The sequence below is a fragment of the Kitasatospora griseola genome (genome assembly GCF_014648555.1).
Lineage (GTDB): Bacteria > Actinomycetota > Actinomycetes > Streptomycetales > Streptomycetaceae > Kitasatospora > Kitasatospora griseola.
In genome coordinates, this window is sequence record NZ_BMRI01000032.1 from 66,452 (window position 1) to 91,080 (window position 24,629).

Annotated in this window: 25 protein-coding genes and 1 pseudogene; 14 read left to right on the forward strand and 12 right to left on the reverse strand. The window is 73.7% G+C overall.

Annotated features, from left to right (window positions below; genetic code table 11):
- Positions 1-128: 128 nt before the first annotated feature.
- On the reverse strand, positions 129-1,310 hold the full coding sequence (locus IEZ12_RS29490; RefSeq protein WP_189276219.1) for a sensor histidine kinase: 1,182 nt from the start codon (positions 1,308-1,310) through the stop codon (positions 129-131).
- A gap of 160 nt (positions 1,311-1,470) precedes the next feature.
- On the opposite strand from IEZ12_RS29490, the gene IEZ12_RS29495 reads away from it, so the two are divergent.
- Positions 1,471-2,124, forward strand: coding sequence for a DUF2306 domain-containing protein (locus IEZ12_RS29495; RefSeq protein WP_189276222.1), 654 nt, complete (start codon positions 1,471-1,473; stop codon positions 2,122-2,124).
- Between the two features lie 49 nt (positions 2,125-2,173).
- Here IEZ12_RS29495 and IEZ12_RS29500 read toward each other — a convergent pair whose 3' ends face one another.
- Together IEZ12_RS29500 and IEZ12_RS40185 are read right to left on the reverse strand one after the other, a co-directional pair.
- Positions 2,174-3,388, reverse strand: coding sequence for an MFS transporter (locus IEZ12_RS29500; RefSeq protein WP_189276224.1), 1,215 nt, complete (start codon positions 3,386-3,388; stop codon positions 2,174-2,176).
- 196 nt (positions 3,389-3,584) lie between these two features.
- Positions 3,585-3,707 carry a hypothetical protein gene (locus IEZ12_RS40185; RefSeq protein WP_268250279.1) on the reverse strand — a complete coding sequence of 41 codons (123 nt, stop codon included), beginning with the start codon at positions 3,705-3,707 and terminating at the stop codon, positions 3,585-3,587.
- Between the two features lie 190 nt (positions 3,708-3,897).
- Here IEZ12_RS40185 and IEZ12_RS29505 point away from each other — a divergent pair, with 190 nt between their 5' ends.
- Positions 3,898-4,263: a hypothetical protein gene (locus tag IEZ12_RS29505; RefSeq protein ID WP_189276226.1), complete on the forward strand. Its 366-nt coding sequence runs from the start codon at positions 3,898-3,900 to the stop codon at positions 4,261-4,263.
- Between the two features lie 83 nt (positions 4,264-4,346).
- Here the strand turns inward: IEZ12_RS29505 and cynR are convergent, their stop codons facing one another.
- Positions 4,347-5,255, reverse strand: a complete 909-nt coding sequence (gene cynR, locus IEZ12_RS29510; protein WP_189276228.1) for a transcriptional regulator CynR — start codon at positions 5,253-5,255, stop codon at positions 4,347-4,349.
- A gap of 125 nt (positions 5,256-5,380) precedes the next feature.
- Between cynR and IEZ12_RS29515 the strand changes: the two are divergent.
- The 3 genes and pseudogenes from IEZ12_RS29515 to IEZ12_RS29525 form a co-directional block, all read left to right on the forward strand.
- Positions 5,381-5,944, forward strand: a pseudogene (locus tag IEZ12_RS29515) (carbonic anhydrase); the annotation flags it as partial.
- Positions 5,945-6,089: 145 nt separating this feature from the next.
- Positions 6,090-6,560, forward strand: a complete 471-nt coding sequence (gene cynS / locus IEZ12_RS29520) for a cyanase (protein WP_189276231.1) — start codon at positions 6,090-6,092, stop codon at positions 6,558-6,560.
- Positions 6,561-6,630: 70 nt separating this feature from the next.
- Positions 6,631-7,131, forward strand: coding sequence for a nucleoside deaminase (locus IEZ12_RS29525; protein ID WP_189276233.1), 501 nt, complete (start codon positions 6,631-6,633; stop codon positions 7,129-7,131).
- Between the two features lie 12 nt (positions 7,132-7,143).
- On the opposite strand, the gene IEZ12_RS29530 is transcribed toward IEZ12_RS29525, so the two are convergent.
- The 6 genes from IEZ12_RS29530 to IEZ12_RS29555 form a co-directional block, all read right to left on the reverse strand.
- Complete coding sequence (locus IEZ12_RS29530; protein ID WP_189276234.1) at positions 7,144-7,575, reverse strand: CBS domain-containing protein; 432 nt, start codon at positions 7,573-7,575, stop codon at positions 7,144-7,146.
- A 120-nt stretch (positions 7,576-7,695) separates the two neighbouring features.
- On the reverse strand, positions 7,696-8,286 hold the full coding sequence (locus tag IEZ12_RS29535) for a GTP-binding protein (protein ID WP_189276236.1): 591 nt from the start codon (positions 8,284-8,286) through the stop codon (positions 7,696-7,698).
- Entirely contained in the window at positions 8,267-8,593 is a 327-nt protein-coding gene (locus IEZ12_RS29540; protein WP_229848276.1) for a DUF742 domain-containing protein, read from the reverse strand. Before IEZ12_RS29540 ends, IEZ12_RS29535 begins: the two co-directional genes overlap by 20 nt.
- 104 nt (positions 8,594-8,697) lie before the next feature.
- Positions 8,698-9,108 (reverse strand): roadblock/LC7 domain-containing protein, encoded by a 411-nt coding sequence (locus IEZ12_RS29545; protein WP_043911070.1) that lies wholly within the window; start codon positions 9,106-9,108, stop codon positions 8,698-8,700.
- A complete protein-coding gene (locus IEZ12_RS29550) occupies positions 9,105-11,561 on the reverse strand; it encodes a sensor histidine kinase (RefSeq protein ID WP_189276238.1) in 2,457 nt (818 codons plus the stop codon). The genes IEZ12_RS29545 and IEZ12_RS29550 overlap by 4 nt, the downstream gene beginning before the upstream one ends.
- A gap of 31 nt (positions 11,562-11,592) precedes the next feature.
- Positions 11,593-12,375, reverse strand: coding sequence for an MHYT domain-containing protein (locus IEZ12_RS29555; protein ID WP_189276240.1), 783 nt, complete (start codon positions 12,373-12,375; stop codon positions 11,593-11,595).
- A gap of 295 nt (positions 12,376-12,670) precedes the next feature.
- Between IEZ12_RS29555 and IEZ12_RS29560 the strand changes: the two genes are divergently transcribed.
- Entirely contained in the window at positions 12,671-13,507 is an 837-nt protein-coding gene (locus IEZ12_RS29560; RefSeq protein WP_189276242.1) for an LppU/SCO3897 family protein, read from the forward strand.
- Positions 13,508-13,564: 57 nt separating this feature from the next.
- Here the strand turns inward: IEZ12_RS29560 and IEZ12_RS29565 are convergent, their stop codons facing one another.
- Positions 13,565-14,941, reverse strand: a complete 1,377-nt coding sequence (locus IEZ12_RS29565) for a cytochrome P450 (RefSeq protein WP_189276244.1) — start codon at positions 14,939-14,941, stop codon at positions 13,565-13,567.
- Positions 14,942-15,213: 272 nt separating this feature from the next.
- Here IEZ12_RS29565 and modA point away from each other — a divergent pair, with 272 nt between their 5' ends.
- The 5 genes from modA to IEZ12_RS29590 all read left to right on the forward strand — a co-directional run bounded on the left by modA (position 15,214) and on the right by IEZ12_RS29590 (position 20,019).
- Positions 15,214-16,002: a molybdate ABC transporter substrate-binding protein gene (modA, locus tag IEZ12_RS29570; RefSeq protein WP_189276245.1), complete on the forward strand. Its 789-nt coding sequence runs from the start codon at positions 15,214-15,216 to the stop codon at positions 16,000-16,002.
- Entirely contained in the window at positions 15,999-16,838 is an 840-nt protein-coding gene (locus tag IEZ12_RS29575; protein ID WP_189276247.1) for an ABC transporter permease, read from the forward strand. The genes modA and IEZ12_RS29575 overlap by 4 nt, the downstream gene beginning before the upstream one ends.
- Positions 16,835-17,890 carry an ABC transporter ATP-binding protein gene (locus IEZ12_RS29580; RefSeq protein ID WP_308431091.1) on the forward strand — a complete coding sequence of 352 codons (1,056 nt, stop codon included), beginning with the start codon at positions 16,835-16,837 and terminating at the stop codon, positions 17,888-17,890. Before IEZ12_RS29575 ends, IEZ12_RS29580 begins: the two co-directional genes overlap by 4 nt.
- A gap of 126 nt (positions 17,891-18,016) precedes the next feature.
- Positions 18,017-18,895 (forward strand): glycosyltransferase family 2 protein, encoded by an 879-nt coding sequence (locus IEZ12_RS29585; RefSeq protein ID WP_189276249.1) that lies wholly within the window; start codon positions 18,017-18,019, stop codon positions 18,893-18,895.
- Positions 18,896-19,110: 215 nt separating this feature from the next.
- Positions 19,111-20,019, forward strand: a complete 909-nt coding sequence (locus tag IEZ12_RS29590; RefSeq protein WP_229848267.1) for a DMT family transporter — start codon at positions 19,111-19,113, stop codon at positions 20,017-20,019.
- A 35-nt stretch (positions 20,020-20,054) separates the two neighbouring features.
- Here the strand turns inward: IEZ12_RS29590 and IEZ12_RS29595 are convergent, their stop codons facing one another.
- On the reverse strand, positions 20,055-20,588 hold the full coding sequence (locus tag IEZ12_RS29595) for an ArsR/SmtB family transcription factor (protein WP_189276250.1): 534 nt from the start codon (positions 20,586-20,588) through the stop codon (positions 20,055-20,057).
- A 57-nt stretch (positions 20,589-20,645) separates the two neighbouring features.
- Between IEZ12_RS29595 and IEZ12_RS29600 the strand changes: the two genes are divergently transcribed.
- The 3 genes from IEZ12_RS29600 to IEZ12_RS29610 all read left to right on the forward strand — a co-directional run bounded on the left by IEZ12_RS29600 (position 20,646) and on the right by IEZ12_RS29610 (position 24,556).
- Positions 20,646-21,566, forward strand: a complete 921-nt coding sequence (locus IEZ12_RS29600) for a S41 family peptidase (RefSeq protein WP_189276252.1) — start codon at positions 20,646-20,648, stop codon at positions 21,564-21,566.
- Between the two features lie 297 nt (positions 21,567-21,863).
- Positions 21,864-23,303 (forward strand): helix-turn-helix domain-containing protein, encoded by a 1,440-nt coding sequence (locus IEZ12_RS39330; protein WP_229848269.1) that lies wholly within the window; start codon positions 21,864-21,866, stop codon positions 23,301-23,303.
- A 212-nt stretch (positions 23,304-23,515) separates the two neighbouring features.
- A complete protein-coding gene (locus IEZ12_RS29610) occupies positions 23,516-24,556 on the forward strand; it encodes a CHAP domain-containing protein (RefSeq protein WP_189276254.1) in 1,041 nt (346 codons plus the stop codon).
- The last annotated feature ends 73 nt before the right edge of the window (positions 24,557-24,629 follow it).

The window sequence follows — 24,629 nt, forward strand, 5'->3', positions numbered from 1 at the left end:
GGTGCGCAGCCCGTCCGCGGCCTGGCCGGCCACTTCGATGCCGTCGGCGGTCTCCAGGACGACGGCGAGTCCGGCGCGGAGCAGCGGGTCGTCGTCGGCGATCAGCACCCGGACGGGGCGGGGGGCGCTCATGCGGGTGTTCCGGTCGACGGGAGGGTGAGGAGGACGCGGAAGCCGCCGTCGGGGCCGGGGCCGTGCTCGGCGGTGCCGTGCAGGCGGGCGGCGCGTTCGGCGATGCCGGTGAGGCCGCGGCCGGGGCGGTGGCCGGGCGGTGGCCCGGCGCCGTCGTCGCGGATCTCGATCGCGGTGGTGTCGGGGGTGGCGAGGATGTGGACGGTGGCGTGCTCGGCGCCGGAGTGGCGCAGGGTGTTGGTCAGTGCCTCCTGGACCACCCGGTACGCGCAGCGGTCCTGCTCCGGGGGCAGGGGCGGGGCGTCGTGGCGGAGCGTGATGTGCAGTCCGGCGTGTTCCATCCGTCCGATCAGGACGGGGAGTTCGGCGAGGCCGGGTTCGGTGCGCGGTGCGCCGTCGGCGAGTTGGGGTTCGGTGCGGCGCAACAGGCCCAGTACCCGGTCGAGTTCGCCGAGCGCGTCGGCACCGGTGTGTTCGAGTGCGCGGAGCAGGTCGCGGCTGCGTTCGGGGGTGCGGTCGATCAGCCGGCGGGCGGCGCCCGCCTGGACGAGCATCAGGGTGAGCGAGTGCCCGACCAGGTCGTGCACCTCGCGGGCGATCCGGGCGCGTTCCTCGGCCAGCAACTCCTCGCGGGCCTGCCGCCGTTCGACGGCCTGCTCGGCGAGCCGGTGCGCGGTGCCCCAACCGAGCGCCCAGGCCGCCAACCAGACCGCCAGCACGCCGATCGGCATGATAGTCGAGGTCTGGTGCCCCAGGAAGTAGCCCGCCACGCCGACCGGCACGATCACCGGCCCGTACCCGGCCCGGCCCCGTCCGCCGTACCGTCCCAGCGCGTACGCGCCGAGCAGGTTGGCGTACGGCGAGACCACGCTCGGCAGCACGAGCTGCGACTCGACGGTGAGCGCGACTGTCCCCACCAGGTACGCGGCCAGCGGCGCCCGGCGGCGGACCACGACCGCCGCCGCGAGCAGCAGCGTCAGGGTGAGCGCGAGCGGCATCCGCCCGCCGATCCGGGCCGCCGATCCGAGCCGTTCGACCAGCATCGCCACCAGCAGGACGGCGGCGGGCCCCGCGTCGTTGAGCGCGGGCGGCAGGGGCCACAGGGTCCGCAGGACCGCTGCGATCCGGGGTTCGGCGGAGCCGGCGGGATACCTGGTGCGAGGTCCGGTGTCGGTCACCTGGTGAGGCTAGCCACCGACCGGCCGTGTTCGCACGTCTGTCCGGGGAGATACCGGGGTTCCCCTGGGGTACGGCGGCCCACCCTACCCTCGCTGGGGTACCCCGCTGCCCCCAGCGGGGGGACGCCGCCGACCGGGGCCGCTCCGTAGCGTCCTCGGCATGACACTCCATCACCCCGCCGCGCCGCCGATCCCCACCGCCGGACGGAAGCGGGGGGCCCTGCGACGGGCCGGCCGGATCGCCGTCCCGACCCTGGCGCTGCTGGTCGCCGCGGTCTCCGCCCGCTACTTCACCCTCGACCCCGACACCTTCGTCCCCGAGCAGCGCACCGTCTACCTCGCCCATCTCGCCCCGCTGCTCCTGCACATCGGTGGCGGCATCGTCGCCCTGGTCGTCGGCCTCCCCCAGTTCCTGCCCGGCCTGCGCGCCCGCCGCCCCGCTGTGCACCGCTGGACCGGCCGCCTCTACGCGCTCGCCGCCCTCGCGATGGGCATCGGCGGCCTGCTGATCGCGCCGCGGGCCCTGTTCCCGCCGTTCTCCCCGTTGGGCTTCGCCGCCCTCGACCTGCTCACTCTCACCACCACGGCGCTCGGCGTCGCCCGGGCCAGGGCCGGGCGGATCGCCGAGCACCGACGCTGGATGCTCCGCTCCTACGCGCTGATGTTCGCCGCCGTCACCTTCCGCCTGTGGCTGTTCGTCGTCGGCCTGACCGGCCTGCCCTTCGGGGTGGTGTACGCCTCCGGCGCGTGGGCGTCCTGGATGATCAACCTGGCCGTGGCGGAGCGGATGCTGCGTCGCCGCCGGATAGCCTGACGGACCGTCAGACTGTCAGCACCCGCTACCGCCGTGCCGGGCCGCCGACTCAGCCCTCCGTCAGCACCCCGCGGCCCGCGTCGACCGTCCTCCGCCAGGACGGGGCGGCGGCGAGGGCGGCCAGCACCGGGACGGCGGCGAGGAGCAGGCAGACCGACAGCGGGAGGCGCTCGGTGAGCAGACCGACCAGCGCCGTGGACGCCGAACCGCCCGCATTGAAGGCCGTGTTGACCCAGGCACCGGCCCGGGTGCGCTGCTCGGGCGGGGCGATCTCGTCGGTGAGCAGGTAGGCGGTGGTGAGGGTCGGAGCGACGGCCAGTCCGGCGAATGCGGCGATCACGGCCAGCACGGGGAGGGACGGGGCGAGCGCCGCCAGGGCGAGCGCGGCGCCGAGCACGGCGGTCAGCACGGTGAGCCGATTCCCGGCCGCCGCACGCCAGTTGACGGCGCCCAGCGCCAACCCGCCGACCGCGCTGCCCGCGGCGAGCGCGGCCTCCACCCAGGCGACGTCCGCGTCCCGCCCGTGCCGGCCCGCGAACACCACGGCCAGCAGGCCGAACGCACCGAGCCCCGCCCCCGCGCCTGCGGCAGCCGCCAGCGGCTGCCGGGCCCGGGACAGCAGGCCCTTGGTGCTCGAACTCGCCGCCTCTTCTGCGGAGTTGTTCCTGGCGGCTTCACGCGGCACCGAGACCGCAAGCGCGACCGTCCCACCGAGGACGAGCACCGCGCTGAGCAGCAGGCCGACCGCCGGACGGGCCACCGACGCGAGGGCGCCCGCCAGCAACGGGCCCGTGACGTACAGGAGTTCCTCGGCCACCGTGTCCAAGCTGTAGGCACGGCGGCGCAGTTCGGGATCGGTCACCAGCCGGCTCCACTGCGCCCGAGTGACGGGCCCGAGCGGCGGGGCGAACACTCCCGCCACCGCGGCCAGCACCAGCAGCACGGGAAACGGCACACCGGACCGCCAGGTGGCTGCGGCCAACCCGACCAGCGTCAGCGCGTACCCGGCCGCCATCGGCGGCAGCACGCGACGCGCACCGTGCCGATCGACCAGCCCCGCCCGGGCCGGGAACAGCAGGACGCTGACGGTGGAGAACACCGCCATCACCCAACCGGCCCGCGCGTACGAGCCGGTGGTGGCGGCGACGGCCAGCAGCAGGGAGAGCGAGACGGTGCCGTAGGAGAGGCGGCCGATCAGGGCCGCACCGAACAGTCGGGCCGCGCCGGGCGCGCGCAGAACAGCCCCGTAGGACGACGAAGACATCGTGAAGTTCCTCGCGAAAGACGGCGCACAACGCGCCGGAAAGGTGAACAGGAACGCCGAAGGCGCCGCGCCACCGATCGTGGTGGGCGGTCGCCGCGCGGGGTCCTAGTCACGGAGGAGGAACATGCCGGCCATGCTAGCCCACCCGCCCCGAACACCGTCCACGCACTTCCGCCCACCACGTCCTGACGGACCGTCACCGCCGCTGGAGCCACCACACCGCCAACGCAGTGCCGCCGGCCCCCGCGGCCGCCCGCACCGCGCCGAAGAGCGCCGCCTTGACCAACCGCTTCGCCGTCCGCCGCACGTCGTTCGCCATCGCCGGCCCACCTCCGGATCGTCCGCCCCGACCGGGCGCCCGGGCGCTGCGACCACCCTCGGGCGGACGACCTCCGGATACCCCGATCCCCGGGCGGTGCGGGCGAGTTGGCCGTTACGCTCCAGGTAGCGGCGCTGCCCGCACCCGCCCGCACCGGGTGGAACGGGCTGGCATCCATTCCCGGCACGCGGTGGCCGGGCTGCTCTACCGGACCATGGCGGCCCTCGACACCTCGACCCGCGCAGCTGTCGTCGCCTGGGACCGGCCCGGCCACGCGGCCTTCGAGGCGCTCGGCGTCCAGGCCCTTCAGCACTACCGCGTCCTGGGGCACGAGTCGCTGGGCCCTATCCTCGCCGAGCACGACCGATCGGCCGCGAAGCTGGTCGAGTCCTTCGACGTCACCGTCGACCGGGTGGCGGTGTCCGGCGCCGAGCTCCGCGTGCTGCGGGTGGCCCCGCCGCCGACGTCCGATGCCGACCTGATGACGGCCATCGCCGAGGCCGTGGAGGCCCAGCCGCTGACATCCTGGCCGCTGGCCTCCCACTTGCGTTCGTAGCTGGCTGCCTCGGCACTCCTGCTGCAGGACGGCCAGGCCCCGCCCCGGGTCCAGGGCCTCAACTGACGCCCCCACCAGCCCCTTCACCCCACCGGCGCGTACCCCCGTGCCCGCACCAGGTCGTGGGTCAGCCGTGTGAACGCCCGGCTTGCTGCGCTGCGGTAGGCGCCCTCGCGGTGGAGCAGGGTCACGGTGCGGGTCGGCAGGGGTGGGTCGAGGGGGACGGGGGCGAGGTGGGGGTGGTCGTCGGTGACGGCGTCGGGGAGGACGGTGGCCAGGTCGGTGCGGCGGACGATCTCGGTGAGGGCCTGGATGGAGTTGGCCTCGACCGAGATGCGGGGCGTGGTCCGATGCTGTGCGAAGTATTCGTCGATGTGACCGCGGGTGGCGAAGTCGCCGGTGAGGAGGGCGAGTTGTTCGCGCTGGAGGGCGGCGACGGGTAGCGGGTCGGGCATGGTCCGGGCGCGTTCGGCGCCGGTCACCAGGCTGAGGGTCTCGGTGAACAGGGCGGTGCCCGACAGGCCGGGGAGGTGGGTGCCGGCGAAGGCGATGCCGAGGTCGAGGTCGTCGGCGAGCAGGGCGGTTTCGATGCGGTCCTGGGTGGTCTCGGTGAGCGTGAGGCCGACGCCGGGGTGGCGGGTGTGCAGGTCGGCGGTGAGCGGGCCGATCAGGTAGGCGGTGAACGTGGGGGTGACGCCGAGGCGCAGGTGGCCGCGGGTGAGGTCCTGGACGTCGTGGACGGCGCGTTCGGCGGCGGCCAGGTCGCGCAGCGCGCGCCGGGCGTGTTCGGTGTAGACGACGCCGGCGTCGGTGAGCTGCACGGTGCGGCCGGTGCGGTCGAGCAGTTGGACGCCGACGGTCTTCTCCAGCTGCTTGATCTGCTGGGAGAGCGTGGGCTGCGAGATGTGCAGGTCCTCGGCGGCGCGGGTGAAGTTCCCCTGCTCGGCGACGGCGAGCAGGTAGCGCAGGTGACGCAGTTCGACGGAGGCCATGGACAGAACTATAGATGCGACCAATGGAGACCATGGCCAATGACTCTTGGACGCTATGGCCGCAGGTCATGCATGGTGGATCTCACCAGCCCACCGGGGCCGGCCCGCACTCGAAGGGAGTGACCATGCAGGACATCACCGACGGCGTCGCCCGTTTCCAGCGCGACGTCTTCCCGGCCAAGAAGGAACTCTTCGCCCACCTGGCCACGCACCACACCCCGGACACGCTGTTCATCAGCTGCTCCGACGCCCGCGTGGTGCCCGAGCTGATCACCGGCACCGAACCCGGCGACCTGTTCGTCGTCCGCACCGCGGGCAACCTCGTCCCCGCCCACACCCCCGGGGCCGACGGCATCGCCGCCAGCATCGAGTACGCGGTGGCGGCCCTGAACGTGCGGGACATCATCGTCTGCGGCCACTCCGCCTGCGGCGCGATGACCGCCCTCGCCGAGGGTCACGACCTCACCGGCGCCCCCGCTGTCGCCTCCTGGCTGCGCCACGCGGACTCCTCACTGGCCCGCACCGCCGCCGACGGCGACGTCCCGGCGCTGGTCCGCGAGAACGTCCTCGCCCAGCTCGCCAACCTCGCCACGCACCCCTCGGTGGCCCGCGCGCTGAACGAGCACAAGGTCGCCCTGCACGGCTGGGTCTACGACATCCCGACCGGCCGCATCGACGACCTCACCGCGTCCGACCGCGCCACGTCCGACCGCACCGCGTCCAACCGCACCACGTCCGACCGCACCGCGTCCAACCTCACCCCGCCCGACCGTGCCGCGTCCGACGACCGCACCTCCGCCGCGATCGCGGCCTGACCGAAGGAACCGAGCCACCATGATCCAGTCCCAGTTCAACCGGACCGCCCGCGAGGCCCTGGCCGCCAAGGCCGTCGACGCCAAGGCCCGCAAGGACCTCTCCTGGCAGCAGATCGCCGACGCCTCCGGCCTCTCGGTCGCCTTCACCACCGCCGCCGTCCTCGGCCAGCACCCGCTCCCCCAGGACTCCGCCGAGGCCGTCGCCGCGCTCCTCGGCCTCGACGAGGACGACACCCGGTTGCTGCAGACCGTCCCGGTCCGCGGCTCGATGCCCGACCGCATCCCCACCGACCCGACGATGTACCGCTTCTACGAGATGCTCCAGGTCTACGGCACCACCCTCAAGGCCCTGGTCCACGAGCAGTTCGGCGACGGCATCATCTCCGCCATCAACTTCAGGCTCGACGTCAAGAAGGTCGCCGACCCCGACGGCGGCGAGCGCGCCGTCATCACTCTCGACGGCAAGTACCTCCCCGCCAAGCCCTTCTGAGTCGACGAGGACGCCAACGGGGCGGACCGCACCGACCGGCCCGCCCCGCCCCCAACTGCCAGGAGCCACCGTGGACTTCGCCCAGCGCACCATCGACATCGCCCGCCAGAACGTCCTCGACGGCGGGCGGCCGTTCGCCACCGTCATCGTCAAGGACGGCGAGATCCTCGCCGAGAGCCCCAACAAGGTGGCCCAGACCGGAGACCCCACCGCCCACGCGGAGATCCTCGCCGTCCGCGACGCGTGCACGAAGCTCGGCACCGAGCACCTGACCGGCGCCACCGTCTACGTGCTGGCCCACCCGTGCCCGATGTGCCTCGGCTCGCTGTACTACTGCTCGCCGGACGAGGTCGTCTTCCTGACCACCCGCGACGCGTACGAGCCGCACTACGTCGACGACCGCAAGTACTTCGAACTGAACTCGTTCTACGAGGAGTTCGCCAAGCCGTGGCAGGAGCGCCGACTGCCGATGCGCCACCAGGAACGCGAGGACGCGGTCGACGTCTACCGCCTGTGGCAGCAGCGCAACGGCGGCGAGCGCCGCGTCGCGGGCGCCCCCACCGCCGGCTGACCGACGTGCCCGCTACACCGGGTTCGCCGCGTAGATGTGCTCGGCGAACTCGGCGAGCTGGTGCTCGGGGAGGTGCCGGGCCAGGTCGGCCTCGCTGATCATGCCGACCATCCGCTTGTTCTCGATCACGGGGAGTCGGCGGATGCGGTGGCTCTCCATCTCGCGCAGGACGTCGTCGACGCCCGCGTCCGCGTCGACCCAGCGCGGGGTGCCCTCGATGATGTCGGACGCCGTGCACTCGGCCGGGCTGAGCCCCTCCGAGACGCACTTCACGACGATGTCCCGGTCGGTGATGATCCCGCACAGCCGTTCACTGTGCGCCTCGTCGCCGACCGGCAGCGCGCCCACGTTCAACTGGCGCATCAGCTGGGCGGCGTGCAGGAGTGTGTCGCTCTTGGTGATCCAGTGGGCACCCGGATGCATGATGTCCTTGGCCGTGGTCATGCCGTCCTCCTGGTTACTGCTGGTTACGTCTGGCTGTGCCCCTCGTCCAGGTTCTCCCCGCGCATCGGTCCCCGCGATTCGAACCGATCCGGGGGCGGCGCCGACGATGCGCCCCCGCGGTCAACTCCCGGCCCGTGCCAGGACTCTGGCCGCGTGCACCTTCCCGGCGTGCTCAACGAGGTTGATCAGCACGGTCTTTCCCGAGCCCCGCTCCCGCGCGTCGCACAGCACCACGGGGGTCTCGCAGTCGAGGTCGAGGGCCCGGGAGACCTCCTCGGGCGCGAACGCGCGGGTGCCGTCGAAGTGGTTGACGGCGACCACGAACGGGATGCCGCGGTGCTCGAAGAAGTCGACGGCGGGGAAGCAGTCGGTGAGGCGGCGGGTGTCGGCGAGGACGACGGCGCCGAGCGCGCCCTGGGCGAGTTCGTCCCAGAGGAACCAGAAGCGGTCCTGGCCGGGGGTGCCGAACAGGTAGACAGACAGGCCCTCGCGGATGGTGATCCGGCCGAAGTCCATGGCGACGGTGGTGGTGGTCTTGCGTTCGACCCCGCCGAGGTCGTCGACGTGGGTGCCGGCCGCCGTCAACTGCTCTTCGGTGCGCAGGGGTTTGATCTCGCTGACGGCGCCGACCAGGGTGGTCTTGCCGACCCCGAAGCCGCCGGCCACCAGGATCTTCAGGGCGAGGTCGGTGTCAGAGCGCGCGAAGTCCATGGATGACCTCCTGGAGGATGTGCTCGTGCGGGAGCAGGGCCGGTGGGACGGGGCGGCTGACCCGGACGAGTTCGGCGTCGAGGAGGTCACCGAGCAGGACCCGGACCACGCCGAGCGGCAGGTCGAGGTCGGCGGCGATCTCGGCGACGGACAGCGCGTTGCCCAGGCACAGGTGCAGGATGGCGGCCTGTTCGGGGCCGATCGGCAGAACAGCGGGGTCGGGGACGTCGGTGACCACCAGGGCGATCAGGTCGAAGGGCTGGCCGGGACGGGTGCGGCCCTTGGTGAGCGCGTACGGGCGGACCATCGGCCCGGCGGCCTCGTCGTACCACTGGACGGGGCGCTCGGGCGGCGGCGGGTAGCCGAACGGGGAGCCGGGCAGGTAGCGGCGCGGCGGGTAGGCCAACGGGCTCACCCCTGCCGGTGGCCGCGCGGGGCGGCGTGCAGGTGTTCGCCGACCCGGCGCACCAGGCGGGCCATCTCGTAGGCGACCAGGCCGAGATCGGCGTCGGGTCCGGCGAAGACCGCCAGGCAGGACGACTGGCCGGCGGCCGCGACGAACAGGAAGCCGCGCTCCAACTCGACCATGGTCTGCCGGACTTGGCCGGCGTCGAAGTGCCGGCCCGCGCCCTTGGCGAGGCTGTGGAAGCCGGAGGCGACGGCGGCCAGGTGCTCGGTGTCCTCGCGGGCCAGGCCGCTGGAGTTGCCCATCGACAGGCCGTCGGCGGAGAGCACCACGGCGAACTTGACGTGCGCGGTGCGGGTGATCAACTCGTCGAGCAGCCAGTTGAGTTCGCCGCTGTGCTGGGCGGTGCCGATCATCGGTCGAGGTCTCCTCGGTCCAGGGGGTGCGGGTCGGGGGCGCTGCCGCGGGCCCAGCCGCGCTGGAACGCGGCCATCGCGGTACGGGCCTGCTCCGGGTCGCGTTCGGCGGGCGCGGCGGGGCGCAGCCCGGGCCGGACCGGTGCGGGCGCTTCGCGCAGTTGCGGCGCGAGGCTGGCCTGCCGTACCCGGCGCGGGAGTTGGTCGTCGCCGTCGGCGGGAAGCGCGAGCGACGGCACGGCCGGGAGCTGCGGCGCGGGCGGGAGCTGCGCCGCGGGCGGTTCGGCGAGCGCGGTGGCGGTGGCAGTGGCCCGACCGGACGGCGGCGGCGGCAGGGTCAACGGCCGTTCGGGGTAGGCGGGTTCGACATGGCTGTCAAGCTGTTCCGGCTCGGCGGCCCGCAGGTCGAGCAGGTCGGTCGGCAGCAGCACGACGGCGGTGGTGCCGCCGTACGCGGACGGGCGGAGGGCGACTTTGACGCCGTGGCGCTTGGCGAGTCGGCTGACCACGAACAGGCCGAGCCGGTCGCTGTCGAACAGGTCGACCTGGTCGCTGGCGGCGATCCGCCGGTTGGCGTCGGCGAGGGCTTCGGCGCCCATGCCGAGGCCGCGGTCCTCGATCTCCACCACGTAGCCGGTGCCGACCTGTTCGCCGCGGATGTGAACCTTGGTGTGCGGGGGCGAGAACCCGGTGGCGTTCTCGACGAGTTCGGCCATCAGGTGGGTGAGGTCGGCGACGGCCGGGCCGGTGACGGCGGCGGGCGGGAGGCGGTGGACGTCGACCCGGGCGTACTCCTCGACCTCGGCGACGGCGGCGCGGACCACGTCGGTGAGCGAGACGGGTTTGCGCCAGGCCCGGCCGGGGGCGGCGCCGGAGAGGATGATCAGGCCTTCGGCGTGGCGGCGCATCCGGGTGGTGAGGTGGTCGAGCCGGAACAGGTCGTCGAGTTCGGCGGGGTCCTCGGTGCGGCGTTCCATCGCGTCCAGCAGGGTGAGTTGACGGTGCACCAGGACCTGGCTGCGACGGGCCAGGTTGACGAAGACGCCGGAGACGCCGGAGAGCACCTCGGCGCGTTCGACGGCGGCGGTGACGGCGGCCCGCTGCACGCTGTCGAGGGCCCGGTGGACCTGGCCGATCTCGTCGCCGCCGTGTTCCCGCAGCGGCGCCTCGGCGTCCACGTCGACCTCCGCGCCGGACCTCAACCGCCGCATGGTGGCGGGGAGTTTGCGTCCGGCGAGTTCGAGTGCGGTGTTGCGCAGGGCGTGCAGTTCGGCGACCAGGCCGCGGCCGACCTGGACGGAGATCAGCAGGGCGGCGAGGACGGCGAGCAGGCCGAGCAGCACGGTGGCGCCGGAGGTGGTGAACAGGCCCAGGGCGTACGGGTCGGAGCGTTCGGCGGCGGTCTGTCCGGCCTGCTGTTCGACGGCGGCGAGGTCGTGGGCGGTGGTGGCGGCGACCGTGTTCCAGCGGTCGGCGGGGACGGCGGCGAGGGCGGCGGCAGGGTCGTCGGCGGCGAGCGCGGCTTCCTCGTAGCGGCGCAGTTCCTGGTAGTCGGGGCCAGTGGTGACGGCGGCCAGCGCGGTACGGTCGGCGGGGCGCAGGTCGGGTGCGGAGGCCTGTTCGAACTGGGTGCGGGCGTAGCCGGCCTGCAGGACGGCGCGGTACTGGCCGTCGGAGAGTCGGCCGGCCCGGGCGGCGGCGCGCAACAGGGCGTCCTCGCGGGCGAGTTGTTCGCGGGAGCGGGCGAATTCGAGCAGCGCGCGGGCGTCGGCGGCGACCCGGTGGTCCTGCAGCGCGGTGAGCGAGCCGGCCACCGCGAGGGCGTGGTCGACGGCGGCGGTGTAGGCGCTGTAGGCGTCGTCCCAGCGGACGCCGTGGCCGAGGATCTGCAGGCGCAGCACGGGGAGGCCGGCGAGGGAGCGGATGAGGGTGTCGAGGCGGCCGGCGGGTTCGCCGCCGAGGCCTTCGGCGTCGGCGCGGTTGTAGCCGGGGGCGAGGCTGAGCGGGGCGGCGGCGCGGTCGGTGTTCTGGGCGGCGGCGCGCAGTTCGCCGTCCCGGGCGGCGTCGGGGCCGGTGGTGGCGAGGAGCTGTCCGGCGGCGGCGCGTTCGGCCTGCAGGGCGGTGACGGTGCGGTCGAGGGGGGCGCGCAGGGCGGCGTCGACGTCCTTGATCCGCAGCAGGTCCGAGACGTCGCCCGCGGTGCTGACGGCGGCGAACGACCACAGCGCCATCAGCGCGACCACGGGGAGCATCAGCACGGCGACGATCCGGGCGCGGACGGTGCGCGGACGCAGGTCGGTCCGGGTGAACGGGGCGGTGGGCAGCGGGGTTTCGTCGGCGGGCGGTCCGGCGTGGGCGCCGCGCCGGGGAGCGCGGGGCCGGCCGCGGGCGGGACCGCGGGGTGCGCTGGGGACGGGTGGTCCGCTGCGGGAGGTGCCTCGGGGTGGGCGCATGGGGGGCGGCCTTTCGGGGGGTGACGGGCAGTCAGGCGGCGCGGCCGAGTTCCTCGACGGCGATTTCGCCGGCTTCGCGGTAGGCGGCGCTCTCCTGGGCGGTCGGGGAGAGCGAGACGAACGCGGCGGTGAGGAACAGGAAGGAGCCGAGTCCGACGGCCAGCGGGAAGACGAACTGCATCGGAGTGGCGCCGCCGAGGCCGGTGCGGGCGGGTTCCATGTGGACGTGCACGGCGGCCATGCCGGTGTAGTGCATGCAGCTGACGGCGATGCCCATGACCAGGGAGGCGGCGGCCGCGGCGTACACGTTGCGGATGGTGATCGCGGCCCAGAGTGCGGCGGTGGCGGCGGCGACGGCGATCAGCACGGACAGCGCCACGGTGCCGAAGCGGTAGTGCAGTTCGCCGTGGATGCGGACGGCGGCCATGCCGAGGTAGTGCATGGCGGCGACGCCGACGCCGGTGGTGAGGCCGCCGAGCAGCAGGCTGCGGCCGCGGTGCCGGCCGTGGCCGACGACGAAGACGCCGAGGCCGACCACCGCGACGGCGACCAGCAGGCTGAGCACCGTCAGCGGGACGTCGTAGCGCAGTTCGGTGCCGTTCACGGTGAAGCCGAACATGGCGACGAAGTGCATGGTCCAGATGCCGGAGCCGATCGCGGCGGCGGCGGTGAGCAGCCAGTTGCGGCGGGAGGCGCCGGTGGCGGACAGCGCGCGCAGGGTGCACCGCAGGCCGAGGGCGGCGCCCACGCAGGCCATCGCGTAGGACAGGACTGGGGTGAGCCAGCCGAAACTGAAGTGGTCCGTCGATCCCATGGGTGCCTCCCGCGAGTGCCCGGCGGCGCTCGCCCACTCTGGTGTTGTTCAGGGCTCCCGGGTGCCATGGCTCTTGTGATCCGGGGACGCTGGACGCTACCCAGAGTTGAGAGATGGTCACCAGAAGATCTGAAAAGCACCACGCGTTGTGGGGGCGATGTGCTCGAATGGGCCCGCGGCCTATGCCTGCCGCATGTCCCCCCGCGCTGCCGACGACTATTCGAGGTGCGGGCTGTCGGCCGGACCCGCTACTCTCCGCGTGCTCCCCAGTTGGAACATCAATTCGAGGATCTACGTGTCCAATCCCGTCCCGCCCCCGCCGGCCGACGCGTTCGCCGCCCCGGGTGCCGAGACCGCTCCCGCGTACGCCGCTCCGGGCGCCGAGACCGCTGCCGCCCCGGAGCCGCAGTTCCACGGCCCGTTCTGCCGTTTCTGCGGTTCGGTCCCGGCCGTGGAGGCCACGGTCCGCGGCCACCAGGGCTTCATCGTGCTCATGCGCTTCCTCAAGCTGCGGGGCCCGTTCTGCCGCGACTGCGGTCTGGCGTCGGTGCGCCGGATGACCTCGAACAGCCTGTGGCAGGGCTGGTGGGGCATCGGCTCGCTGCTGATCAACCCGATCACCATGCTGAGCAACCTCGGGGCCTGGTCGAAGGTCCGCCGACTGCCCGCGCCGCTGCCGGGCGCACCGGCCACCCCGATGCCGGTCGGCCGTCCGCTGTGGAAGCGGGTGGAGATCCTCGGCCTGCTGCTGCCGGTGCTGCTGATCTCCGCGCTGGTCTGGAACGGCGGCCACTCCTGGAGCGACACGGGCAGCGGCCCCACCCCGACCCGGGTGTACCTCAGCCCCTACCCGACCCCCACGTCCAGCGCCGTCGACCCGGCGAACGTGAAGGTCGGCGACTGCCTGCACCAGGTCGGCGGCTCCGCCCGCACGTTCATCGTCGTGGTCGACTGCGGCGCCGCGAACGCGGACTCCAAGGTGGTCGGCCGCTCCACCGCGACCACCGACGACGTCTGCGACGCCTACCCCGACAGCGACAGCCGGCTCGTCCGGGACAGCGGATCCCACCCGGTCACGCTCTGCCTGATGAAGATCACTCACGCCACCGCCGGAACCACCGGAACCGCCTGAACCGCCCGCACCGCCCGCTCCCCTTTCCATTCCCGGGAGCGGGCGGTGCGCTGTCCGCTAGAGCTCCTGACGACGGGTCAGCTTCACCCGGGCCGGGCCACGGACCTCCAGGGTGATGCCCTGGCCGAGCGGGACGTCCAGGTCGACGGCGGTGATCTCGAACTCGCGCAGCAGCACGGCCAGTGCGAGCACCGACTCCAGCATCGAGAAGTGCTGGCCGATGCAGGCACGCGGGCCGCCGCCGAACGGGAACCAGGCGTAGCGGTGGCGGGCGGCCTCGCGCTCGGGGGTGAACCGGTCAGGGTCGAAGCGCTCCGGGTCCTCCCAGTGGTCGGGGTGGCGGTGCGTCACGTACGGGGCGACCAGCACGTCCGCGCCGCCCGGGATCTCGACCCCGCCGACCACGGTGGACCTGACGGCCCGTCGACCGATCGAGGGGGCGGCCGGGAAGAGCCGCATCGCTTCCTTGAGCACCTGGGTCAGGTACGGGAGTTTCGGGTAGTCGGCGGCGGTCGGGCGGCGGCCGTCGGCGAGCAGTTCGACGACCTCCTGGTGGGCCCGGCGCTGCTGCTCGGGGTGCTTGCCGAGCAGGTGCAGGGCGAAGGTCAGCGAGGTGGCGGTGGTCTCGTGGCCGGCCAGCAGGAAGATCAGCACCTGTTCGCGCAGCTCGGTCGCGTCGAGCTGGTTGCCGTCCTCGTCGCGGGCCCTGGCGAGCAGGCCGAGCAGGTCCTCCCCCTCCCGTTCCTCGGTGACGCCCTCGGCGGCGCGCCGCTCGATGATCCCGTCGCACACGGCGTACAGGGTGCGCTCGGCCTCCAGCGCCTTGCGGTGGCCGGGCAGCGGCCACTCCCGCGGCAGCCGGACGGGGGAGAAGCCGCGGGAGCGGACGAACGCACCGAGGACCGGGAAGGCGTCGTGGACGGTCTCCACGGCCTGTTCGACGTCCTGGCCGAACAGGATCCGGGCGACGGTGCGCAGCGCGAACCGGGACATCTCCTCGGCGGCGTCCACCGTCCCGTCGGGGGCGGCGGCCCAGCGCTCCACCAGCGACTCGGCCTCGACGCCGATGGCGTCCGCGTACTGGTCGACCCGGCGGCGGGTGAACAGCGGCTGGACCAGGCGGCGCTGGCGCAGGTAGTCCTCGTCCTGGGCGGTGAGCAGGCCGTTGCCGAAGCTCTCCCTGATCTCGCTGTAGAAGACGTTGTCCTTGCGGAAGTTGGCCGATTCGGTGGCCAGTACCTGCTGGACGCCCTCGGGCGAGGCGACCAGGTAGATCTCGGCGCGCAGCCCGGGCGGGCCGGCCGTGATCCGCAGCACGTCGCCGTGGTCGCGCTGGGCGGCGAGGTAGGTGGCGAGCGAACTGCGTCGGAGATCGAGCAGCGAGCCGATCAGCGGCAGTCCGGCGGGGCCGGGCACGCGGGTGGTGGCGGTCATGGAGTTCCCCCTCCATCGGCGGGCGAACCTCCGGACAGTGGAGGCTCGCTGACAATGCGTCAGTATGTCCTGACCGATCGGGATGTGGCGAGGATCTTCGCCCTGGCCTAAAGCGTCGCTTGAGTTGAGGCACATGCGGCGCTTAAGTTCGTCTTAAGGTCGCTGATGCGAGGGGACTGCCCTGTTGAGCCCCGCAGCTGCGGCACTATGATCGGCTGATCGGCCCCCGACAATGTGCCGCGACCGTTCACCACGACCAGGGGAACCCATCCATGCGCAGCGCCAGAAGTCTCCTCGCCGCCACCGCCGTGCTCGCCCTCGCGGCGGCGCTGACCGCGTGCACCGCCAACAACCCGCCGTCGAACAACGGCGCGCAGAACGCCCCCAAGGTCGACGGCACGGTGACGGTGTTCGCGGCGGCCTCGCTCAAGGAGTCCTTCACCGAGCTCGGCAAGCGCTTCGAGGCCGCCTACCCGGGCGCCAAGGTGAGCTTCAACTTCGGCGGCTCCTCGGCGCTCGCCCAGAGCATCGTCTCCGGCGCGCCCGTGGACGTGTTCGCCGCGGCCAGCCCCGCCACCATGAAGACCGTCACGGACGCCAAGCTGACCGGCGAGGACCCGAGGGTGTTCGTCCGCAACACGCTGGAGATCGCCGTCGCCAAGGGCAACCCGAAGCACATCGGCGGCCTGAAGGACCTCGGCGGCGTGAAGACCGCGCTGTGCGCCAAGGAGGTGCCGTGCGGCGCCGCCGCCGTCACCGCGCTGAAGGCCGCCGGCGTCGAAGTCACCCCGGCCACCTACGAGCAGGACGTCAAGGGCGCGCTGACCAAGGTCGAACTCGGCGAGGTGGACGCCTCGTTGGTGTACCGGACCGACGTGAAGGCGGACGCCGCGAAGATCGACGGCGTGGAGTTCCCCGAGTCCGCGCAGGCCGTCAACGACTATCCGGTCGTCTCCCTCGGCAAGGCGCCCAACGCCAACGGCGCCGCCGCGTTCCTCGGCTACCTGAACTCCATGGACGCCCGCCGGGTGCTCACCGAGGCCGGCTTCCAGGTGCCGTGAGCACTCCCCGAACCACTCCCGCACCACACCCCCGGGGCCGGCGGCGGCCCCGGGGGGCCACCCGCGTCCCCGCCGCGCTGCTGCTGCCCGCCCTGCTCGGCCTCGCCTTCCTCGTGCTGCCGCTGCTCGGCCTGCTGATCCGCGCCCCGTGGAGCGCGCTGCCCGCGCTGCTCACCGGCCCCGAGGTCTGGCAGGCGCTGCGGCTGTCGCTGATCTCCGCGACCGCCGCCACCGGCGTCTCGCTGCTGCTCGGCGTCCCGCTGGCCTGGCTGCTGGCCCGCACCGACTTCCCCGGCCGCCGGCTGCTGCGCGCCCTGGTCACCCTGCCGCTGGTGCTGCCGCCGGTGGTCGGCGGCGTCGCCCTGCTGCTGGTGCTCGGCCGGGCCGGAATCGTCGGGCGCTGGCTGGACGCGGCGACCGGCATCACCCTCCCGTTCACCACCGCGGGCGTCGTCGTCGCCGAGACCTTCGTCGCCATGCCGTTCCTGGTGATCAGCGTGGAGGGCGCGCTGCGCGCCGCCGATCCGCGCTACGAGGAGGCCGCCGCGACCCTCGGCGCGTCCCGGCTGACCGCGTTCCGCCGGGTCACCCTGCCGCTGGTCGCCCCCGGCATCGGGGCCGGCGCGGTGCTCGCCTGGGCGCGCGCGCTGGGCGAGTTCGGCGCGACCATCACCTTCGCCGGCAACTTCCCCGGCCGCACCCAGACCATGCCGCTGGCCGTGTACCTCGCCATGGAGTCCGACCCGCAGGCGGCCATCGCGCTCAGCCTGATCCTGCTCGCGGTCTCCATCGCCGTCCTCGCCGGACTGCGCGACCGCTGGATGTCCACCCCGTGACCACTCTGGATGCCGAACTGCGCGTCGGCCGCGGCGCGTTCACCCTCGACGTGGCGCTCTCCGCGCAGCCCGGCGAGGTCGTCGCACTGCTCGGCCCGAACGGCGCCGGCAAGTCCACCGCGCTGCGCGCCCTCGCCGGGCTGCTCCCCCTGACGGACGGTCACATCGCGCTGTACGGCGAGCAGTTGGACTCCCCCGCCGACGGCCTCTTCCGTCCCGCCGAGCAGCGTCCGATCGGCGTGGTCTTCCAGGACTACCTGCTCTTCCCGCACCTGTCGGCGCTCGACAACGTCGCTTTCGGCCTGCGCTGCAAGGGACTTCGCCGCGCCGCCGCCCGCGCCGAGGCCCTGCCCTGGCTGGAGCGGATGGGCCTCGCCGAGCACGCCGGGCGGCGCCCCGCGAAGCTCTCCGGCGGCCAGGCCCAGCGCGTCGCCCTGGCCCGCGCCCTCGCCGTCCGCCCCCGCCTGCTCCTGCTCGACGAGCCGCTGGCCGCGCTCGACGCCCGCACCCGGCTCGACGTCCGCGCCGAACTCCGGCGTCACCTGGCCGAGTTCGAGGCCGTCGCGGTCCTCGTCACGCACGACCCGCTGGACGCGATGGTGCTCGCCGACCGCCTGGTCGTCATCGAGGCCGGCCGGGTCGTCCAGACCGGCCGCCCCGCCGAGGTGGCCCGCCGCCCGCGCACCGACTACATCGCCCGCCTGGTCGGCCTCAACCTGTACCAGGGCGTCGCGGACGGCCGCCGCGTCACCCTCCCCGAGGGACAGGTCCTCGCCACCGACGAGGAGTTGACCGGCCCCGCGTTCGTCGCCTTCCCGCCCGACGCCGTCACCCTGCACCGCCACCGCCCCGAGACCAGCGCCCGCAACCTGTTCCCCTGCACCGTCGCCGGCCTCGACCTGCACGGCGACCGCTTCCGCGTCGACCTCGCCGGCCCGCTCCCCCTCGCCGCCGACCTCACCCCCACCGCCGCGGCCGACCTCGACCTCACCCCCGGCACTCGCGTCTGGGCCGCCGTCAAGGCCACCCAGACCCACGCCTACCCGGCCTGACCCCCTGAGCTGCCCTCGGACGGTGCCACGGAGGCCGGACCGCCGACGCGTTCGACGGCCGGCCGGCCCTCCGGCACCGGCTACCATCGGGGCCGAACCTGCCCGTCCCGCACCGGAGTCCAGCTGATGAGCGCACCACGGATCGGCGTCGTGATCGTCACCATGGGCAACCGCCCGCGTGAACTCGCCGCCCTGCTGGACTCGGTGGACCGGCAGGGCCTGCCCGCACAGCGGGTGGTGCTGGTCGGCAGTGCCTGCCCGCTCACCGACGTCGACCGGCCGGGGCTGCAGAAGCTGCCGCTCGCCGACAACCCGGGCTGCCCGGGAGCGCGCAACGTCGGACTGCAGGCGCTGCTGGACGCCGGGGACGTCGACGTGGTGGTGGAGCTGGACGACGACGGGCTGCTGATCGCCGACGACGTGTTCCGGCGGGTCGCCGAACGGTACGCCGCCGAGCCGCAGTTGGGGATCGTCGCGTTCCGGATCGCGGACGAGCACGGCGAGACCCAGCGCCGCCACGTCCCGCGCCTGCGGGCGTCCGACCCGATGCGGGCCGGCCTGGTCACCGCGTTCCTCGGCGGCGGGCACGCCCTCTCGGTGCCGATGCTGCGCCGAACCGGCCTGTGGGCGGGCGAGTTCCGCTTCGGCCACGAGGAGACCGACCTCGCGTGGCGCGCCCTGGACGACGGCTGGACCATCCAGTACGACCCGCAGGTGGTCCTGCAGCACCCGAAGACCTCCCCGGCGCGGCATGCCGTCTACTTCCGCTACACCGCCCGCAACCGCGTCTGGCTGGCCAAGCGCCGCCTCCCCGCGCCGCTGGTCCCGCTCTATCTCGCCACCTGGCTCCTGCTCACCCTCGTCCGCACCCGCTCCCTCCCCGGTCTCGCCTCCTGGTTCGCCGGCTTCGCCGAGGGCCTGCGCACCTCCTGCCCGCCCCGTCGCCCGATGCGCTGGCACACCGTCTGGCACCTCACCCGCCTCGGCCGCCCGCCCCTGATCTGACGTCCCCCCTCCTGTTCGGCGGCCGGGCGGGCGAGGGTGCGTAGAGTGGTCGGCGTGCATCGTGGTGTGCTGCCTCCTCCCGCCGTCTGAGCGGGCAGGCCGGCCGATCGTCGAACGACTGCCCGGAGACCGCCGTTGACGGCAGGCGTCCCGGGACGGTGTGGGCTGCCCGCTTCCGTGGCCATTGACCATGACGGCATTTCGGGAGTTCACCCGTGTTCTCGCTTCACACCGCCCTGCCCGCTCGGCGGGGCCTGCTGTACGTCGCACTCGCCGCGACCGCCTGGGGCACCGCCGGCGCGGCGGCCGCGCTGCTGTTCCGGCAGAGCGGCCTGGGACCGCTCGCGTTGACGTTCTGGCGCTCGCTCGGCGGCGCCGCGGTACTGCTGGCCGTGCGGGTGGGCCGCGGCGGCAGACGGTCCGGGCCCGCGCCGGTCCGGATCCTGCTCAACGGCCTGGGACTGACGCTGTTCCAGGCCGCGTACTTCCTCGCGGTCCGGCACACGGGCCTGGCCGTGGCCACGGTCGTGACGCTGGGTTCGGCGCCGGTGATGGTGGCGCTCGGCGGGCGGCTGCTGATGGGCGAACGGCTGGGCCGGGCCGGGGTGTCGGCGATCGCGGGGGCGCTGCTGGGCCTGGCGGTGCTGGTGCTCGGCGGCGGGGCGGACGCCGGGGTGGAGCCGCGCGGCCTGGCCTGGGCGCTGGCCTCGGCGGCCGGGTACGCGGCCATCACCGTGGCCACCCGCCACTGGGCCCGCACCGGCGCGGCGGACGACCCGGCGGTCACCACGCTCTGGTCGTTCGCGATCTGCGCGGTCTGCCTGGCCCCGTTCGGGTACGCCGAGGGCCTGCTGCCGACGGCGCACGCGCTGCCGTCCACGCTGCTGCTGCTCGGGTACTTGGCGACGGTGCCGACCGCCCTCGCCTACGCGCTGTACTTCGCGGGCGCGGCGGTGATCCGCGCCGCCACCGCATCCGTGGTGGCGCTGATCGAGCCGCTGAGCGCGACGGTGATCGCCGCCGCGGTGCTGGACGAGCCGCTCACGCCGTCCGCGCTGCTCGGCACGGCGGTGCTGCTGCTGTCGGTGGTGGCGCTGGCCCGCGCGGAGCTGCGGGCCGCCTGAGCCACCGCCCGCGGGGTCGGGCAGGCCGGATCCGGTCAGCCGGCCTTCGGGCCGCCCGGCGCCTGCGCCCCGGCCTGCTGGTAGAGCGTCACCAGCAGGCCGTGCACCGGCTCGCCCTCCGGGTCCTCCTCCGTCTCCTCGACCAGTGCGGCCAACGTCTCCGCGAGCCGCGCCGCTCTGGCAGGGCTGAGCCGGATGTGACGCAGTGTCAGGACGTGTTCGACGGGCGAGCGCTCCAACTCCTGGGCGACGGCGCCGAGCAGCGCGGCCGTGCCCTCGGCCCGTGGTTCGGCGACGAAGAGCCGCTCGGCCGTCCGCCGGTAGTACTTCTCGGTGCCGCCGCGCACCCGTCGCGTCCCCGCCTCCTGGACCAGCCCCGCCTCGCACAGCACTCTGAGGTGGTGGGAGACGCTGCCCTTGTTCACCCCGAGCTGCGCGGCGAGCCGGCTGATCGTCGACGGCCGGGCGCTCAGCGCGAAGAGCAGGCGCTGGCGCACGGGATGGGCGAGCGCGGTGTGCTGCGCTGAGGTGATGATCTGCTGGACGTCGCCGCTGGGTTGATTGTTCATCAGATCAAGCGTTAAGCATGTTTGACGCTTTGGCAAGCCACTGTTCTACTCCCTGTCATGACCTCCACCACCGCGCTGCCCACGCTGCCCACGCTGGACACCGACGCCGTCGTCGAGTCGCTCGCCGACCTGGTCGCCGAGCACTACGTCTTCCCCGACACGGCCGGGCAGTTGGCGGCGCTGCTCCTGCGCCGCCTCGCCGAGGGCTGCTACCGCACCGAATCCGCCCAGGAGTTGGCCGAAAAGGTCACGACGGATCTGCGGTCGGTCAACGGCGACCTGCACCTGTCCCTCAAGTACCACGCGGTGCCCGCGCCGCCGGAGCGGGGCGCGGCGGCCCTGGCCGCGATGCGCAGGGAGTTCGACGCGACCCTGGGCGGGATTCCGCGGGTCGAACTCCTCGACCACGGCGTCGCGGTCCTGGAGATCGCACCGAACATGTTCCCGCTGGACTGGGCGGCACAGCCGCTGGCGGCGGCGCTCTCGCTGGTGGCGCCGGCCCGCGCCCTCGTCCTGGACCTGCGCCGCAACGCCGGCGGCGATCCGGACACGGTCGCCTTCGTCTGCGGCCACCTGCTCGACGGCCGCACCCACCTCAACACCATGCTGTCGCGGCAGGGAGAGGTGGCCGAGCAGTCCTGGACGCCCCCGTTCGTCCCCGGCGCCCGCTTCGGCGGCAGCAAGCCGCTCTACGTACTGACCAGCGGGAACACCTTCTCCGCAGGCGAGGAACTCGCCTACGACCTGCAGCAGCTCGGCCGCGCCGAGATCGTCGGCGAGACCACCCGGGGCGGCGCGCACCCGCGCGAGGGCTGGACGGTGCACCCGAACCTGGAGCTCTCCGTGCCCGTCGCCCGCGCGGTCAACCCGGTCTCGGGCACCAACTGGGAGGGCACCGGCGTCCGGCCCGACGTCCCGTGCGACGCCGACGCGGCGCTCGACCGCGCGCTGGCCCTGGCCGCGGCACGCCTGGCCTGAGCCCTTCCGGCCACCTGACCTCGCCCCGCCGCTGCGCCGCCCCGGCGCCCGTCGGCCGAGAGTTGGCAGGAATCCCGGTAAAGATACCCATCCGTAAGGGAGTTGACGGACCGTCACCACCGTTTGCATCACCGGCATATCGTTCGGGATTCAAAGCTGACGCACCATCAGCGAGAGCTATGATGACCGTGCGCATGCCACCCTGCGGGGCGGCTCCTCCGCCTGCCCGGACCTCCCTCACCCGTGCACACGGTTCAGAGATTCCCCGCGTGCTGATCTGCCAGGTGAGGAGATTTCATGGCCCGCAGACCGCGTCCGGTGAATCCCGCCGACGGGCCGGTCCAAGCCTTCGCCCACGACCTGCGGCTGGTGCGGGAGCAGGCCGGCAATCCCACCTACCGCGTACTCGCCCAGCGGGCCGGATTCGCCGCCACCACACTCAGTGACGCGGCCCGCGGCATCCGGCTGCCCAGTCTGGAGGTGACCCAGGCCTACATCGGGGCCTGCGGCGGCGACGTCGAGGAGTGGACGCGGCGCTGGAACGACCTCGACCGCCTCGCCGCTGCGCCGGCCCCGGAGAAGCCGGCGGAAGCCGCACCCGCGGCCGAGGAGAAACCGGCGGATGTCGAGCCCGAGGCCGAGGAGCAGCCCCGGGAGGAAGAGTCGGCCGTCGAGGGAGCAACGGAGTCCGGCGCTCCGGGAGTTGCACCGGCGCCGACACCGCCACCGGCCTCGCCCGCGGCCGTGCTTCCGCTCGTACCCCCGACCGTGGCTCCGGTCGCGAGCGAGGTCGCCACCCTGTCGCCGGTGCGGCCGCACGGGCACCCGCCCACCGAGACCCTGCACAGCGGCCGGCGTCCGCCGCGCCGGCCGGCCGTCGGCACGGCCGTCCTCCTCGTCCTCGCCGCCGTCCTGGCGCTGGTCGCGGCGCGGGCGACCGAGGTCGGCCGCAGCCGGAACGTGGCCCAGAACACCCCGGCGCCGACCGGGTCCGCCACGAACGCCGGACCGGGCTCCGGCGGACCGGGCGGCTGCCCGGTCGCCACCGCCGACTCGCCCCCGGCCCTGTTCTCCGGCACCACCTACAACGGCACCACCCGGCTGCGCACCGGAGCCAGCCGCAGCGCCGATGTCATCCTCCAGGTGCCCGCGGGCTGCCGACTCCAGCTCACCGGCTTCTGCCTGGGCGACGTGGTGATCGACACCACCTCCGGCTCGCCCGACCTGCGCTGGTTCCGTGTCTCGACCGGCGGCTACGTCTCCTCCGCGGTGATCCACGGCAACCCGCCCGCCGCACTGCAACCCGTCGACTGTCCCGACGCGGCGCCCGCGCCCGCCTCGATCGCGCTCGCCGTCGCACCTCGCACCGACCAGCCCGGTCGCTACGAACTCCGCGCCACCGGTGACCACTTGGGCATCGTCGGCTATGCCGCGTACCTGCCCAGGGGGCGCGGCACCACGCCCCAGTGGCAGCAGATCGGCATGTCGGCGGACGCCGCGGCCGGATTCCTCGTGGCCTGGCAGCCCGGTCCGCCCGCGGACGGCGCCGACGCGCAGGCCGCGGTACGGACGGTGGCCGTCGCCTGCTTCGGCGGCGACGGGCCCAGCACCGTCACCGACCAGCGCCTGGTCTCCTTCCCGGCGACCGGCGCCCTCCCGGTCGCCGAACTCGACGAGGACGAGCTCGCCCGCGCCCAGCGGACGGCCTGCCGCTACCCGGACACCGAGCAGGGCTGATCCACCGGCCCGCCTCCCGGTCGCGTCCGGGCGCCGGGCCGATCCCCACGGGGCCCGAAGAGCGAGTCGGGAAGCGAACCGGAGAGAGCCGGCAGTCCGGCGCGACGCGGACGCTACGGCGCACGCGGAGGATGCGGACCGGCGGTGACGGCGGGCGGTGGCCCGCGGTCGCCGCCGTGTCCGCGACCGCCTTCCGCCACACGAGGAGAACGGTGATACCCACCCGATTCCTGCGCCGCACGGCCGCCCTGGCCGCCACCGCCGCTCTCGCCCTCGGCCTCACCGCCCTGGCGCCCGCCACAACCGCCGCCGCCGCGCCTGCCGCGACCACCGCCGCAGCCCCGGCCGCCGCTCCTGCCGTCGTCGCCTCGGCCTCCGGCGCCGCCCAGCTGGCCGCCGCCAACGTCGGCCGCAGCGCCGGCACCTGCGCCTACACTCCGACCTACAACACCCTGGGCGGCTCCCAGTTCGAGCACAGCTGCGTCGGCTGGGCCGGGGTCCCCGAGTACTGGTGCTCCGACTTCGCGATCTGGGCCTGGCGCAACTCCGGCCTCGCCGTCACCGGCCTGGACGCCTCCGCGGTCAGCTTCCGCACCTACGGCCAGAACAACGGCACCCTGCACACCAACGCCTCGTACGTCCCGCAGCCCGGTGACGCGGTGATCTACGGCACCGGCAGCGGCTCGGGCACCGTCATCCACCACGTCGCCATCGTCACCGCGCTGAACGCGGACGGATCGGTGGTCACCGCCAACGGCGACTGGAACGGCAAGCCGAACGCGACCAGCGAGGCCGACTTCGCGAAGAGCTCGTCCGTCGTGTCGGTCACCATTCCGGCCGCCCAGCGCACCACCGGCAGCGTGCCCAGCACCGTGGACCCCGCCGACGGCTACCGCATCGACGGCTACATCACCCCGGTCACCACCTCCACGGCCAACCCGTACACCCCGACCCAGGTCTGCGGCAGCGGCTTCGGCGTGGTCGACTCGCACTCCCTCGGCGGCGCCACCGCCTACCTGCTGTACGAGGCGTCGAGCGGCCGCAACTGCGTGGTCACGCTGGCCACCCAGCCGTCCTCGGCGGTCCAGATGAACGCGACCCTCAAGGTCCAGGGCGGCGCCACCGCCGAGAATCCGGGCAGCTTCACCTACTACGCCGGCCCGGTGATCCTCCCCGCGAGCGCCACCTGCGTCGACTGGGGCGGCAGCTACCTCGGCACCACCTGGTCCAGCGGCTGGAGCCACTGCGGCTGAGAAAGTGTTGGGTAATTGATCAACTGCGCGTTGTGATGCGGTGGCGGTGATCTTCGTGGCGGCTGGTCCGCGA